This is a genomic window from Undibacterium sp. Jales W-56 (assembly GCF_025548535.1).
Taxonomy (GTDB): Bacteria; Pseudomonadota; Gammaproteobacteria; order Burkholderiales; family Burkholderiaceae_D; genus Undibacterium.
In genome coordinates this window covers 248416-260817 of the sequence record NZ_JAJLQW010000003.1, presented here as the reverse complement: position 1 = coordinate 260817, position 12402 = coordinate 248416, and the positions used below count along the sequence as shown (strand labels likewise).

Annotated in this window: 16 protein-coding genes; 7 read left to right on the top strand and 9 right to left on the bottom strand. The window is 49.7% G+C overall.

The genetic code is table 11. The features are described from left to right. Positions 1-55 precede the first annotated feature (55 nt). From LPB67_RS10345 to LPB67_RS10335, 3 genes are all read right to left on the bottom strand, one after another. Positions 56-1570: a YifB family Mg chelatase-like AAA ATPase gene (locus tag LPB67_RS10345; RefSeq protein ID WP_262837092.1), complete on the bottom strand. Its 1515-nt coding sequence runs from the start codon at positions 1568-1570 to the stop codon at positions 56-58. Beyond that, the gene (locus tag LPB67_RS10340) at positions 1570-1815 is read right to left on the bottom strand and encodes an accessory factor UbiK family protein (protein WP_262837091.1); all 246 of its coding nucleotides are present in this window, start codon (positions 1813-1815) and stop codon (positions 1570-1572) included. The genes LPB67_RS10345 and LPB67_RS10340 overlap by 1 nt, the downstream gene beginning before the upstream one ends. A gap of 90 nt (positions 1816-1905) precedes the next feature. Beyond that, positions 1906-2157 (bottom strand): hypothetical protein, encoded by a 252-nt coding sequence (locus tag LPB67_RS10335; protein ID WP_262837090.1) that lies wholly within the window; start codon positions 2155-2157, stop codon positions 1906-1908. On the opposite strand from LPB67_RS10335, the gene LPB67_RS10330 reads away from it, so the two are divergent. From LPB67_RS10330 to LPB67_RS10320, 3 genes are read left to right on the top strand one after another with little or no spacing between them, the layout of a single operon-like run. Further along, complete coding sequence (locus tag LPB67_RS10330; protein ID WP_262837089.1) at positions 2157-2903, top strand: TorF family putative porin; 747 nt, start codon at positions 2157-2159, stop codon at positions 2901-2903. The two genes, LPB67_RS10335 and LPB67_RS10330, sit on opposite strands and share 1 nt — an antisense overlap. 34 nt (positions 2904-2937) lie before the next feature. After that, positions 2938-3276 carry a P-II family nitrogen regulator gene (locus LPB67_RS10325; RefSeq protein WP_262837087.1) on the top strand — a complete coding sequence of 113 codons (339 nt, stop codon included), beginning with the start codon at positions 2938-2940 and terminating at the stop codon, positions 3274-3276. A 32-nt stretch (positions 3277-3308) separates the two neighbouring features. Next, positions 3309-4880, top strand: a complete 1572-nt coding sequence (locus tag LPB67_RS10320; RefSeq protein ID WP_316685177.1) for an ammonium transporter — start codon at positions 3309-3311, stop codon at positions 4878-4880. Positions 4881-5020: 140 nt separating this feature from the next. Here the strand turns inward: LPB67_RS10320 and LPB67_RS10315 are convergent, their stop codons facing one another. From LPB67_RS10315 to LPB67_RS10290, 6 genes are all read right to left on the bottom strand, one after another. Then, entirely contained in the window at positions 5021-5146 is a 126-nt protein-coding gene (locus LPB67_RS10315) for a hypothetical protein (protein ID WP_262837086.1), read from the bottom strand. A gap of 69 nt (positions 5147-5215) precedes the next feature. Then, entirely contained in the window at positions 5216-6469 is a 1254-nt protein-coding gene (locus LPB67_RS10310; RefSeq protein ID WP_262837085.1) for a tetratricopeptide repeat protein, read from the bottom strand. Positions 6470-6652: 183 nt separating this feature from the next. Then, positions 6653-6949, bottom strand: coding sequence for a DUF2288 domain-containing protein (locus LPB67_RS10305; RefSeq protein WP_262837084.1), 297 nt, complete (start codon positions 6947-6949; stop codon positions 6653-6655). Between the two features lie 61 nt (positions 6950-7010). Then, a complete protein-coding gene (locus LPB67_RS10300; RefSeq protein WP_262837083.1) occupies positions 7011-7880 on the bottom strand; it encodes a hydrolase 1, exosortase A system-associated in 870 nt (289 codons plus the stop codon). Further along, the gene (locus LPB67_RS10295; RefSeq protein ID WP_262837082.1) at positions 7877-8722 is read right to left on the bottom strand and encodes a hydrolase 2, exosortase A system-associated; all 846 of its coding nucleotides are present in this window, start codon (positions 8720-8722) and stop codon (positions 7877-7879) included. Before LPB67_RS10295 ends, LPB67_RS10300 begins: the two co-directional genes overlap by 4 nt. Further along, entirely contained in the window at positions 8722-8970 is a 249-nt protein-coding gene (locus tag LPB67_RS10290; protein ID WP_262837081.1) for an acyl carrier protein, read from the bottom strand. The genes LPB67_RS10295 and LPB67_RS10290 overlap by 1 nt, the downstream gene beginning before the upstream one ends. Before the next feature lie 407 nt (positions 8971-9377). Here LPB67_RS10290 and LPB67_RS10285 point away from each other — a divergent pair, with 407 nt between their 5' ends. From LPB67_RS10285 to LPB67_RS10270, 4 genes are all read left to right on the top strand, one after another. After that, positions 9378-9989 (top strand): hypothetical protein, encoded by a 612-nt coding sequence (locus tag LPB67_RS10285; protein WP_262837080.1) that lies wholly within the window; start codon positions 9378-9380, stop codon positions 9987-9989. Between the two features lie 91 nt (positions 9990-10080). Then, positions 10081-10341 carry an HPr-rel-A system PqqD family peptide chaperone gene (locus tag LPB67_RS10280; protein ID WP_262837079.1) on the top strand — a complete coding sequence of 87 codons (261 nt, stop codon included), beginning with the start codon at positions 10081-10083 and terminating at the stop codon, positions 10339-10341. Further along, entirely contained in the window at positions 10334-11251 is a 918-nt protein-coding gene (locus LPB67_RS10275) for an HprK-related kinase A (protein ID WP_262837078.1), read from the top strand. Before LPB67_RS10280 ends, LPB67_RS10275 begins: the two co-directional genes overlap by 8 nt. Beyond that, a complete protein-coding gene (locus LPB67_RS10270; RefSeq protein WP_262837077.1) occupies positions 11248-12360 on the top strand; it encodes a nucleotidyltransferase family protein in 1113 nt (370 codons plus the stop codon). Before LPB67_RS10275 ends, LPB67_RS10270 begins: the two co-directional genes overlap by 4 nt. The last annotated feature ends 42 nt before the right edge of the window (positions 12361-12402 follow it).

The window sequence follows — 12402 nt, the reverse complement described above, 5'->3', positions numbered from 1 at the left end:
GAACGATCCTGGGCTTCTATCTGGCTGCGTTTGCGCCCAATTCAAGGCGTGCTCGCTACTGTTCTCGCAAAGCGCGCCGGTATTGAATCGCCTCGGCGATGTGCGCTGGCGCGATCTGTGGAGCGCTGGCGAGGTCGGCAATGGTGCGCGCCACCTTGAGTACGCGATGATAAGCGCGCGCAGACCAGTTCAGCTTGATCATGGCATTTCTTAACAACTGCTCTGCGGCTTGATCGGGCTGGCAATACTGATCGATCTCTGAGGTAGATAAATGATGGTTGGTTTTGCCTTGCCGGCTGATCTGACGCGCGAATGCCGCTTCTACCCGGGCATGTATGACTTCAGTCGCCTCGCCATCTGCCTGCTTGAGTAAATCTTGGTGCGCCAATGCACCAACTTGGATTTGCATATCAATACGATCAAGCAGCGGGCCTGAAATTTTGTCCTGATAGCGGGCAATATTATCTGGCGTACAACGGCATTTGCCATTGCTATGACCGAAGTAACCGCAAGGACAGGGATTCATTGCCGCAATGAGTTGAAATTTGGCCGGGAAGTCCGCCTGCCGGGCGGCTCTGGAGATGGTGATATGCCCGGATTCCAGAGGTTCGCGCAGAACTTCTAATACCTTGCGGTCGAACTCGGGCAGTTCATCTAAAAATAACACGCCGCGATGCGCCAATGAAATTTCACCCGGCCGCGGAGTACCTCCGCCGCCAACCAGTGCAACCCCGGAGGCTGTGTGGTGAGGTGCACGAAAAGGACGATTTTTCCATTTATTCACGGAAAATCCGCTAGTCAAGGATTGCACCGCCGCCGACTCAAGTGCCTCCTGATCGGTCATGCCTGGCAAAATACCGGGAAAGCGGCTGGCCAGCATGGATTTGCCGGTACCCGGAGGACCGACCATAATCACACTATGACCTCCAGTTGCGGCGACTTCCAGCGCCCGCTTGGCCTGGGTTTGACCTTTCACTTCCTTGAAGTCCGGGTACACAGGTCGCTGCGCAGGTGCGGATACCTGGTGCGCTTGTAATTTTGCCGCTGCATCAAAGCCTGCAAAATGCGCACAAACTTGCAGCAGTGAGTCCGCCGGGTAAATGGTCGCATCTTTAACCAGGGCGGCTTCATCTGCATTGGCGCGCGGCAAAATGAAAGCACGCGGATTTTGCGTATTTTTGCAGATGGCAAATGTCATTGCCAGGGCACCGCGGATGGGACGCAGCTCACCGGATAAGGACAGTTCCCCGGCAAATTCATACTGGTCTAAGGCGTCGCCAGGGATTTGTCCGGAAGCCGCCAGGATGCCGAGTGCGATTGGCAAGTCAAAACGGCCGGATTCTTTAGGTAAATCCGCCGGCGCCAAATTGACGGTAATTCTTTTCGCCGGAAAATCGAAGCGCGCATTTTGCAGCGCGGCCCGCACCCTGTCCTTGGATTCTTTGACTTCTGTTTCAGGTAAGCCCACGATCGTAAAAGCAGGCAAGCCGTTGGCTAAATGCACTTCGACGGTGACCTCCGGTGCTTCCATGCCAGTCAGGGCGCGGCTTTTCAGGACGGCTAGGGACATCAGTGGTTCTTCGTTGCGGTCGCTTCTAATTCAGCAATCCGCGCTTCCAGCGCATCCAGCTTGGCACGCGTTTTTGCCAATACCTGTGCCTGAATATCAAACTCTTCACGGGTGACCAGGTCCAGCTTGGAAAAGCCCTGGCTCATCATCGCCTTGACGTTTTTTTCTATATCTTTGGCAGGCGAGTTTTCTAAAACCTGGTTGATTTTAGATTGCAGCTCATTGAAAAAATCAGGCTTGTTCATAGGAGTCCTTGTAAGTATTAAAATTTGCACGATACTGGTGCAGTGCATTCGAAGTCTCGATTTTGGTGTGCATTAAATCGGTGCACTGCTTTAATGTGCGCCAAAACAGGTTGTTTGTTTTATATTTTCAGCCATTTCATCTTCTTTGGAATCATAGCGCATCCTATCGCGCAAATGCGCATTCGACGCTGTTTTGTCGGGTGTCGCCAGTGTTTGCTGCGGAAGTATCGAGATTGCGGCAAATTTTATTTCGTCTTTTTGAATCCTTGGCACGACTCCTGCTAATACCAGCTTGGAATAATGTTTTCTAATCTGTTTATTAACCAAAAGAGGGACGCGCAATGAAAAAACTATTACTCGCCGCTGCAGTTGCCGCATCGTTAGTGGGTAGTTTGGCTCATGCAGAAGACGCTAAGCCAGACAACGAAGTAAGTTTCAATATTGGTGCTGTGAGTGACTATCGCTATCGCGGTATTTCTCAAACACGTCTGCAACCCGCATTACAAGGCGGTGCGGACTATACCCATAACCCAACAGGTTTTTATGCAGGTACTTGGTTGTCTACCATTAAGTGGACTAAAGATGCCGGTGGTGGCGGTAATGTCGAGTGGGATTTATATGCCGGAAAACGCGGAGAGATCATTAAGGATGTCTCATACGACGTCGGCTTTCTTTCCTATGTCTATCCATCCAATGGTTTGAGTCGCGTTCCAGGATACGCGAATGCGAATACCACGGAGATTTACGGTCAAATTGGGTATGGTCCGGTCTACGCGAAATACTCGCACTCCGTCACCAATTTATTCGGCTTTGTTAATAGCAAGAACAGCGGTTATCTGGATATCGGTGCCAATGTTGAATTCACTCCCGGCTACACGCTGAATCTGCATGCCGGCCACCAAACGGTGAAAAATAATAATGGCTATGCCTATACCGATTGGAAAGTCGGTGTTACAAAGGAATATGTCGGCGTGACCTTTAGCCTCGCAGCCGTTGCAACCAATGCCGATGAAGCTTTGTATGTAACACCCGCGGGTAAATTCACGGGAAAAACCAGTCTGGTTTTATCCGCCGTGAAATCTTTTTAAAAAACGCATTACTTATTACTTAATCGAGGTCAGCATGAAACTGATTACTGCCATTATTAAACCGTTTAAGCTCGATGAAGTGCGTGAAGCACTGTCGGCAATCGGTGTACAGGGGATCACCGTGACCGAAGTAAAAGGCTTCGGGCGGCAGAAAGGGCACACAGAGTTGTATCGTGGCGCTGAATATGTGGTCGACTTTTTACCCAAGACAAAAATTGAAGCAGCGGTTGATGATGCCATCGTTGATCGTGCTATCGAGGCAATCGAAGCTGCTGCACGCACCGGTAAAATCGGTGACGGTAAAATTTTTGTCTACGACCTGCAACAAGTTGTGCGTATTCGTACCGGTGAAACCGGCAACGACGCACTCTGACCGATATTCTAAGATCCACAGGGAGATCACACATGAAGAAAATATTTTGCAAAGCCTTGGTTAGCAGTGCCTTGCTTTTGTCGGTCGGCTTTGCTTCATCCGCTATTGCAGCAGATGAGACGGCTAAAGTAGAAGCAGTCGCGGCATCCGCTGCCGTAGTTGCGCCGGCCTCAGCACCCGCCGAACTGGCTCCCGCCGCAGCGTCTGCCGCATCTACTCCGGCCCCCGCGGCTACCGCGAACGCCGCAGCATCCGCCCCGGCAGTCCCTGCACCAGTACCAAATAAAGGGGATACAGCCTGGATGATAGTAGCGACCTTACTGGTTATTTTGATGACGATCCCGGGCCTGGCATTGTTCTACGGCGGTTTGGTCCGTTCCAAAAACATGCTATCCATCCTGATGCAGGTATTCATGATTTTTGCCATCATCATTGTATTGTGGTGTGTGTATGGCTACTCATTGGCCTTTACCGAAGGCGGACGCTTCATCGGTTCATTCGATCGGGTGTTCCTGAACGGTATTTGGGATCCGGCAAAAGCGAGTTTCGCGACTGCTGCAACCTTTAGCAAAGGTGTCGTCATACCCGAGTTTATCTATGTCGCATTCCAGGCAACTTTTGCAGCAATCACTTGCGGCCTGATCATCGGCGCATTTGCTGAGCGCGCCAAGTTCACCGCCGTATTGTTATTCGTGGTGTTGTGGTTCACATTCAGCTACCTGCCTGTCGCTCACATGGTCTGGTTCTGGACTGGCCCTGATGCAATCAAAGATGCAGCAACTGCCGTAACAGAAGGCGCTAAAGCCGGTTTCTTGTTCCAAAAAGGCGCGATGGACTTCGCGGGCGGTACGGTTGTGCATATCAATGCGGCTGTCGCGGGTCTGGTCGGTGCGTACTTGATCGGCAAACGTGTCGGCTATGGCAAAGAATCCATGGCACCGCATTCCCTGACAATGACGATGATCGGTGCTTCATTGCTGTGGGTGGGCTGGTTCGGTTTCAATGCCGGATCTGCTTTGGAAGCGGGTGATGTTGCGGCGCTGGCATTCGTCAACACCTTGCTGGCAACTGCTGCGGCGACGGTCTCCTGGGTCTTTGGTGAGTGGATGTCTAAGGGGAAACCTTCCATGTTGGGCGGTGCGTCCGGTGCGGTCGCAGGTCTGGTCGCCATCACGCCGGCTTGTGGATTCGTCGGACCTATGGGCGCACTGATCATCGGTTTGCTGGCAGGCATTATCTGCTTGTGGGGCGTCAATGGTTTGAAGCGCATGTTGGGTGCAGATGACTCTCTGGACGTGTTTGGCGTACATGGTGTTGGCGGTATCCTGGGCGCTTTGCTGACCGGTGTGTTTGCTGCGCCGTCACTGGGCGGACAAGGCGTATTCGACTATGTCACTAACAAGATGTCTGCCGATCCATACTCGATCATCGGACAGGTAACGACACAGGCTACCGCTGTCGGCACCACGATTCTGTGGTCTGCAGTGGTGTCGGTGGTCGCTTATAAATTGGTTGATCTGGTAGTCGGTCTGCGTGTTCCCGAAGATGAAGAGCGCGAAGGCCTGGACATCACCAGCCACGGTGAGTCTGCTTATCACGCGTAACAGCTTGGCGAGGGTCAGCGATGGCTCTCCAGTTTTTCAAGGGTAGTATCTCAGTGCATGTTTAGAGCGCATGTGACTGATTTTAATAGGCACCTTTCATAGGTGCCTTTTTTTGCTTGTTTTTTTGAGCTATCTCGCGGCTAAGCGATGTTCGCATTCGCGGTGCCATGCGTATTCGCGATGCCGGCAGTGCTAGGACCATTATGCTCTGCTAAGGCGATATGCATGCTTATCGCCAGTGTGCCGCAAACAAAAAAATAGGGCATGCCGTCGCATGCCCTATTTTTATCTGCCGTCGGACTAATGCAATTAGTCCGGTTGAATTTGAATGACGATTAACGAACCAATAACCACAATCTACCGAGATCACCTGTTCCATCGTTACCTTGGATGGTCTTAAACGTTTCTGCTGCTTTTGCCTTATTCCCGGCTTGCAAATAGGCCATACCCAGATGCAGCTTCGCTTCTTCAGGTGCTTTCAATCCCCCCTTGGCAATGCCTTGCTCGATTAAGGCAATACCTTTGTCGGCCTGGCCCTGGATTACATAGTTGTAGCCCATATTGACCATGCCCGTTCCATTTTTGGAGGCTTTGGCGGCCGCTTCGCCCGCGTCAAGGGATTTCGCATCATCTGCCGCTTGCTTGTTCACTTGATCGCGCAGCTGCTTATGTTTGGCGGCTTCTTTGCCGGTGCCTAGCATGTTGTTAGCAAAACCCAAATCGACAACTTTTTTCGCTTCTGCCGGCAAACCCGCTAATTGCGCTAGTTGCGCCATTTCATAATATTGGGCGCCTTCTTCCAAATTGTCGGTGGCCAATAATAAGCGGTACAAATCCAGACGCAGACGCTCTGAAAATCCTGGTTTGTGCTCGATGCGATAAATCAAATCACCCCAATATTCTTTTTTCGGGTAATGCGTGACCAGCCGCTCTAGAACCGCAGTGTATCCGGCGGTGTCTTTCAATTGCTGGTAGCAGCTACCTAATAAGCGCAAATTATCGTTGCTGGGAACACGTTTGGCTTCGTCATCGGCTTTCAGCACGAGGTTCAATTCTTTTACTGCACCGGTGAAATCGTTTTGCAGGTACATCGCACGGATCACCAGATTATGGACGGATTCGCTGGCGTTATCCTTCTCAAGATAACGTCGTGCCCATTGCATAGCCTCGGGATATTTTTTTTCGTTGAAGTACGTGCCTGCCATCGCTTCCATCAAGCGCAGTTGTTCCGGCAACTTCAAGAATGGTGAGCTGAGCATGCCTTCGAATGAGGCCGCTAGCAAAGGCGTATCGTTCGTACCGGAAGCCACCACGGCCCGCAGGCGATGCATGGCAAATTGCTCGTATGGCGTTTTATTTTCTATGGCGTCGAGCACGCTAATTTTTTGCATGGCTTCTGCATATTGCTTTTTGTTAAGCAGATCCTGGATTTCAGTCAGCGGCTTACCCATCTCTGCGCGCACAGTCTCTGCTTTTGCTGGCTCAGCCGCTGCGGTTTGCGCCTGAGCGCTGGAGATAGTCAATGGCAATGTTGTTGAGCCAATAGCCAGCATCAAAGCGGCTAACAAAAATGATGAATTCTTTTTCATGAACGTGATCTTGAAATGAGTTGTGACAGGAATCAACCGGATACTGAACAGAGTCTTTTCCGTTGCAAAAAAACGATGATGCTGTTTGGCACGGCTTTTACTCGTGCCGCACATTATATCTGAGCAATTTGGGTCTGCCTGATTCGTTTCATATTTCTTACGAAAGAGGGGCGCATCATGACTTTAAGCGCAAACTTGAACCAAAATCCAGGGTTTTACCACGACGGCCCATAGTTGCGTATCGGTTTCCAACCAGGCTTTCGCTTGTTCGTCACTGACTTTGGCAATGCTTTGTTCATGCAGCCATTCTTGTACCAGGCTTATATTGTCGTTAGATATTTGTACGGCGACCTCGACCAGATCAAGTTGCGGTGCTATCGAAATGACCGTACCTGAGGCGAAGTGTTTTAATAATTCCGTCCAGGGTAGTCTGGATGTTTCTTGATTGATTTTGGTACGCAATAATTGGTCGGAATTCATACAAGCGGCGGAGAAAGGTAAAGCAGTCATTGTAACCTCGGCGCTACTAGCGGCGATCCATTCACCAGCTGTTCAGCCAGTCGGTGCTCCAACTTGCCACCTGATCTCGCCAATTTTTTTGAGAGAAGGTATGATCGGCTCCTTTCAGATGACGCAGGTAGTTTTGAGATGACGTGGTGATTTTTTTCCATTCTTTGGAACTGTATAAAACGTCGGCAAACTCTCTGGCAGTCAGGTCATTTTCACTAAGAATAAACAAGGATTTGCCTTTGAATTGTTGCATCCCTGCGAGTATCTGGCCGGGTAAATCAGGCTGATGATCGCGCTCCTTTGAGCCCTTTGAAGCAGCGCGAATTTTAAGCACCTGTTTGAGCTGGTTTAGCAGAGAGTTTACCGCTGTCCGGTAATTGAATTGACCGTGCAGGATTTTTTCCCACACTTGCGGGTCAATCAGGCGATCTTTGTAATAGTGCTTTAAATAGGCCTTCGCATTGCCAGCTTCCGTCCTTACCCAGGGATTGATCAGAATCATGCCTTTGACTCGCCGATCCCGTGCTGCATACAGCACTGCGGCGGATGCGCCGTCGCACAAGCCCCATAACACTATCTCAGATAAGTGCGGATTGCTCATGCAGAAATAATCAATTGCGGCCCGGATATCATCATGTATTGTTAAGAAATCGCGCACCTCACCTTCACTGTCCCCCATGCCGCGATAATCAAAGCGCATGGCGCTGACGCCATTCAAGGCCAAATCGCGTGCCAGCAACGTGAACTGACGGTGACTGCCGGCCCGGTATTGCGGTCCGCCAACGATGAATAAGACGCCGCGCTGGCTAGCAATCAGTGGCTGACTAATGACGCCATACAGCATGTCATGAGCAACCCTGAAACCTACGGCTTTCTCTCGTATTGCGGTGTCCTGGCTCATATGGAGGTAGGCGGGAAGATGTGTGCCGTGGCATTGACTAAATCAGCGTTGACGCTTGTTTCCTGCGTCATCCAAAATTGCACTCCAGCAATGGTCTGCGCTGTGATCTGAACGCCGTTTTCTTTCCAGCGTTCGATGATTTTTTGCCTGGCAGGCGGAAACCCTACTACCTGATCTGGAACGCATTCAAGCCAATGCAGGACATTCGTTCCGAATTGCCAGTCCGAGGCATCCAGGGCATCGATACTTGCCGTCAGTCGGGGCGTTATGCCGTATCCGGCAATTTCTACCGTGTGCCCTTGACTTAATAGTGTTCTTGCGGGCTGGAGTTGATTCGAGTTGGTGGTTTGATTCAGCATGTCATTGGCCAGGCGTAAGCGAAAAAACTGGTTCATGAAGCTGGCTCCCTGCAGTATCGGTTGCCAGAGAACGATTTTTTCAAATACGTATTCAGGGTAGCGTGCCAGATCCAGAGCGAGCAATGCGCCTAGCCTTAATCCCCAAAGGCTGACGGGCGCATTTATTTTGTCACGCATCAATTTGATGGCATCCTGAATATCTTGTTTCCAGTTCGACCAATCGGCGTCTTTCAATTCACCGCTGCTATCGCCGCAGCCTAACAAATCAATGAGTAAAACGCCATAGCCATTGACTGCCAGACGGCGCGCTTGCATGGCCGCCATTTTTCTTGCTTTATTCATTTCCTCAGCAAATGGCGCAATATAAACGATGCCGCCAAGGCACCGTGTTCCTGCTGCCGGTGGAAAGTACAGGCAAAATCGATATCCCGATGAGGTATCGAGAAAAAAACTTTCAGCAGGTAATGTCCCTATGCTTTGCATTAATCCAGCTTACTGTTGACATAAGAAGTCAGACTTCCTAGCGTCTCAAAAGTCTTGCCATTAATTTCGTCATCGTCGATCTGGATGCCGAAATGCTCTTCAAGTGCCGCAATCACATGAACGACAGCCATCGAATCCAATTCTGCCAAACCGCCCAGTAAAATCGATTCGGCATCTAAGCTATTTTTTTGCGAGCCAAGCTGCAAAACATCTGAGAGTATATTTTTGACTTCTTCTAATAAGTGCATGTGAAATCCGAAGGTGACTAAGTGACGATGATGATGACAGTCCGTTAACAATTAAACCACTGTTTATTATTTGGTACTGGATTTTATCTAATAAATCAGCGAAACTTATGAGTGTTTTCAAAATAACAAGCTAAAAGTATTGGTCAGTGTTCGCTGAAATTGTAGAAATGAGTAAAATATTTTTATTCAAATTGCTTGTCGAGAATTTTTACGAAATTTTTAAAAAAATAGAAAACGCATAAATTAATACCGCGCTCTATTTTCAAGCTATTGAATATAAAAGAAAATTTAATTTAATTCCAATATGGAATAAAATTTGCTTATATCGATGGTAAATACGTATTGCTGAAAATAAAACTACACCAAATGCTGCTTAACGTAAATCAAAATGCAGGACGGAGAGCGTCATGACCATACAGGATCAACAGACAGAAAACGATGGGCGATCACTTTCGGAACTGAAGAGTGAGCTTGCACCCCAGTTTCCGGGGGAGGCGCGTCGTCGTTTTACAAAAGCTGGCCTGGCTACAACGGGTGTTTTGGTGACCATGGCGAGCCGCCCGGTTCTGGGTTGTACTACGCAATCTCCGTCTGGATTTCAGTCGGGTAATCAAAGTCATCGTGGTGTTCCGCAACGCAGCAATGCATGTCCGCCAGCTTATTGGGCTGGAACGACACACTGGCCTTCTGGCTTGAAGCAAGACAATCCCAATAAGAAAAATAATGGCACTAAGTTTCAGGAAATCTTTACCGATTGCGCCAAGTCTTCCAAGTATTACGGCGTCACTTGCTCAGATTTAGTCGCCGGTCAGTCTTTCGACAGCAGCAATTACTATATTGGCATGCATCTGATGGCAGCCTACCTGAATTCGCTGAATCATTGGACGCCATTTCTCACAACGCAAAAAATTCGTGACATGTTTACTCAATGGCAGAGTAAAGGTAAGTTTTCCCCTTCCTCCGGAGTGTATTGGAACGCAGCGCAAATCGTTACCTATTTAAAAGCAACCTGGACCTGATATGTATAAAGCAAGGTAATATTCGCTTTGTGCAAGTAATTTAATGACGAATTCTTAGTCTTCTGGGTGGGTAACTCGTATGCAATGGAGAGTGCTTGCAAGCACTGCTGGCAATTCTCATGATTGGGGCGATGAGGTCGTTCTATTTAACAGCCTGTCAGGCGCCACTCATCTATTGGAGCGTGCGGCGGGACAAATTCTGGATCAATTGACTATCTCGCCTGGAGATGCAGAATCAATTGCATTGAAGATGGCGGATATCTGGCATGTTGAGATGGATGAAAATTTAGTCAGCTATGTTCGCGACGTCCTGATGAGTTTGCACGCTCTTGTTTTGATCGAGCGTGTTTAATTTGAAAGTAGCCGATCTTTCTTACCGCGAACTATGTAGCGAACTGAAACACGGTTTGTACATACAAATGGGGGCATTCGTCCTCGATATCCAAACACAAATTCCGGCAGCGATCCATGGTTTTGCAACAATTTACGCCGACTATTCTTTAGCCAGTCGTGAATTTGCTGATTTTCACGTTCGACTGAAGTCATCGCAAGGTGTGCGTCGCTGGATCCGCAAACAAGTGCTTTTCGAGTGCGACGGCGCCTTACCGTTTAAGCCGCTTCCTTATACGCAAGCTTTCCCTATGCTGGAGTGGGGAATGAATTGGTGCGTTTCCAGTCATGCGCACGGTTATCTGATGATACACGCCGCTGTGCTGGAGCGCGACGGCCGAGCCGTGATACTGCCCGCGCCACCAGGGTCGGGTAAAAGCACTTTATGCGCCGCCTTGACGCATCATGGCTGGCGGCTATTGTCGGATGAACTAACCCTGATCAATGTAAAAGATGGACTCATTACGCCGCTGCCACGTCCTGTCAGCTTGAAGAACGATTCGATCGGCGTCATTGAAAATTTTGTTCCGGATGCCGTATTCAGTATTCCGGTTACAGACACCATCAAAGGTACCGTCGCACACCTGAAGCCGCCGCCGGACAGTGTCATGCGCGGACATGAGCTGGCGCGCGCTGCCTGGATTGTGTTCCCTCAGTTCAAAGCAGATTCAGAAACGATGATTGAGGCGATCCCTAAGGCCCGTGCTTTTATCCGGGTCGCAGACAACGCCTTTAACTACAGTTTGCTAGGCAGTGCCGGCTTCCATGCCTTGGCTAAGGTGCTGGATAACGCAGATGCGTTTGAGCTCAGCTACAGTGCGCTTGATCAGGCCATGCAGTTTTTCGATTCTTTGGCAAAGGCTGAGGAATGAGACCGGATTTGATCGATAAACCCGACGATGAAATTGATCGGCGCCGGCTGTTATTGTTGATCCTGCGTCAGCCTGAACTGATCCATTCTTTGAGATTGCCGCAATGGGATTTATTGATTCGCCAGGCGCGTGCTGCGAATATCCTGGGCAGCTTGTATGGCTTGTTTCAAGAGCGCGCGCTGCTCCCGTCAATTCCGGCGCAACCTCTGCGGCATTTAGACTGGGCCGATAAAGTCGCGCAAAAACACCGGCAGGCCATTCAGTGGGAAGTGCATATGATAGAGAGTGCGCTGAAGGAAACAGGCGTGCCACTGGTCTTACTCAAAGGTGCCGCCTACGTTATGGCGGAATTGCCGGCAGCACAGGGGCGTCTGTTTTCCGATATTGATGTGATGGTGCCAAAAACCAAATTGAATATGGTCGAAGCCGCCTTGATGTTGCACGGTTGGGAATCCACTCATCATGATGAGTACGATCAACGCTACTACCGCCAATGGATGCATGAGCTGCCGCCGATGCAGCATGTGAAAAGAATGACGGTAATCGATCTGCATCATGCCATTCTGCCGGAAACCGCCGCCGTGCATCCTGACTCAAAGAAGCTGCTTGATGCGGCAATTAACTTGGGTAACAACCCGCAGACGCAAATTCTGGCACCGGTTGATATGGTCTTGCATAGCATGGTGCATTTATTTTATGAGGGTGAATTCCATCACGGCCTGCGAGATTTATTCGACATCCATCGCTTGTTCGCACATTTTGCTAACGACCCGGATTTCTGGACGCAATTAGTTCCGCGGGCAAAAGAATTGGAATTGGGCCGGCCATTGTTTTATGCACTTCGGTATATGCGCTTGATGTTGCAGACCAATATCCCTGAGTTTGTCATCGAGCAGGCGAAGGCATGCGCACCCAATACCTTGCTTCTTGCGTTGATGGATCACTTGTTCAAGCGTGCTCTGTTGCCAATGCATCGCAGTTGTGATGATGCCCTGACTCAAATGGCGCGAGGCCTCTTGTACATACGCGCAAACTGGCTGCGTATGCCGCCGTTATTACTGATGCGCCATTTATTCCATAAGGCATTTATCTCGCCGCGAGAACGCTGATTCGGCGTTAGCTTTCCACAGAATGTTGCGTGCGATCAATGT

Excerpts from the sequence above, each read along its gene's own strand:
- LPB67_RS10345 (WP_262837092.1), bottom strand. The coding sequence starts at position 1,570 with ATGTCCCTAGCCGTCCTGAAAAGCCGCGCCCTGACTGGCATGGAAGCA.
- LPB67_RS10340 (WP_262837091.1), bottom strand. The coding sequence starts at position 1,815 with ATGAACAAGCCTGATTTTTTCAATGAGCTGCAATCTAAAATCAACCAG.
- LPB67_RS10330 (WP_262837089.1), top strand. The coding sequence starts at position 2,157 with ATGAAAAAACTATTACTCGCCGCTGCAGTTGCCGCATCGTTAGTGGGT.
- LPB67_RS10325 (WP_262837087.1), top strand. The coding sequence starts at position 2,938 with ATGAAACTGATTACTGCCATTATTAAACCGTTTAAGCTCGATGAAGTG.
- LPB67_RS10320 (WP_316685177.1), top strand. The coding sequence starts at position 3,309 with ATGAAGAAAATATTTTGCAAAGCCTTGGTTAGCAGTGCCTTGCTTTTG.
- LPB67_RS10315 (WP_262837086.1), bottom strand. The coding sequence starts at position 5,146 with ATGCCCTATTTTTTTGTTTGCGGCACACTGGCGATAAGCATGCATATC.
- LPB67_RS10310 (WP_262837085.1), bottom strand. The coding sequence starts at position 6,469 with ATGAAAAAGAATTCATCATTTTTGTTAGCCGCTTTGATGCTGGCTATT.
- LPB67_RS10305 (WP_262837084.1), bottom strand. The coding sequence starts at position 6,949 with ATGAATTCCGACCAATTATTGCGTACCAAAATCAATCAAGAAACATCC.
- LPB67_RS10300 (WP_262837083.1), bottom strand. The coding sequence starts at position 7,880 with ATGAGCCAGGACACCGCAATACGAGAGAAAGCCGTAGGTTTCAGGGTT.
- LPB67_RS10295 (WP_262837082.1), bottom strand. The coding sequence starts at position 8,722 with ATGCAAAGCATAGGGACATTACCTGCTGAAAGTTTTTTTCTCGATACC.
- LPB67_RS10290 (WP_262837081.1), bottom strand. The coding sequence starts at position 8,970 with ATGCACTTATTAGAAGAAGTCAAAAATATACTCTCAGATGTTTTGCAG.
- LPB67_RS10285 (WP_262837080.1), top strand. The coding sequence starts at position 9,378 with ATGACCATACAGGATCAACAGACAGAAAACGATGGGCGATCACTTTCG.
- LPB67_RS10270 (WP_262837077.1), top strand. The coding sequence starts at position 11,248 with ATGAGACCGGATTTGATCGATAAACCCGACGATGAAATTGATCGGCGC.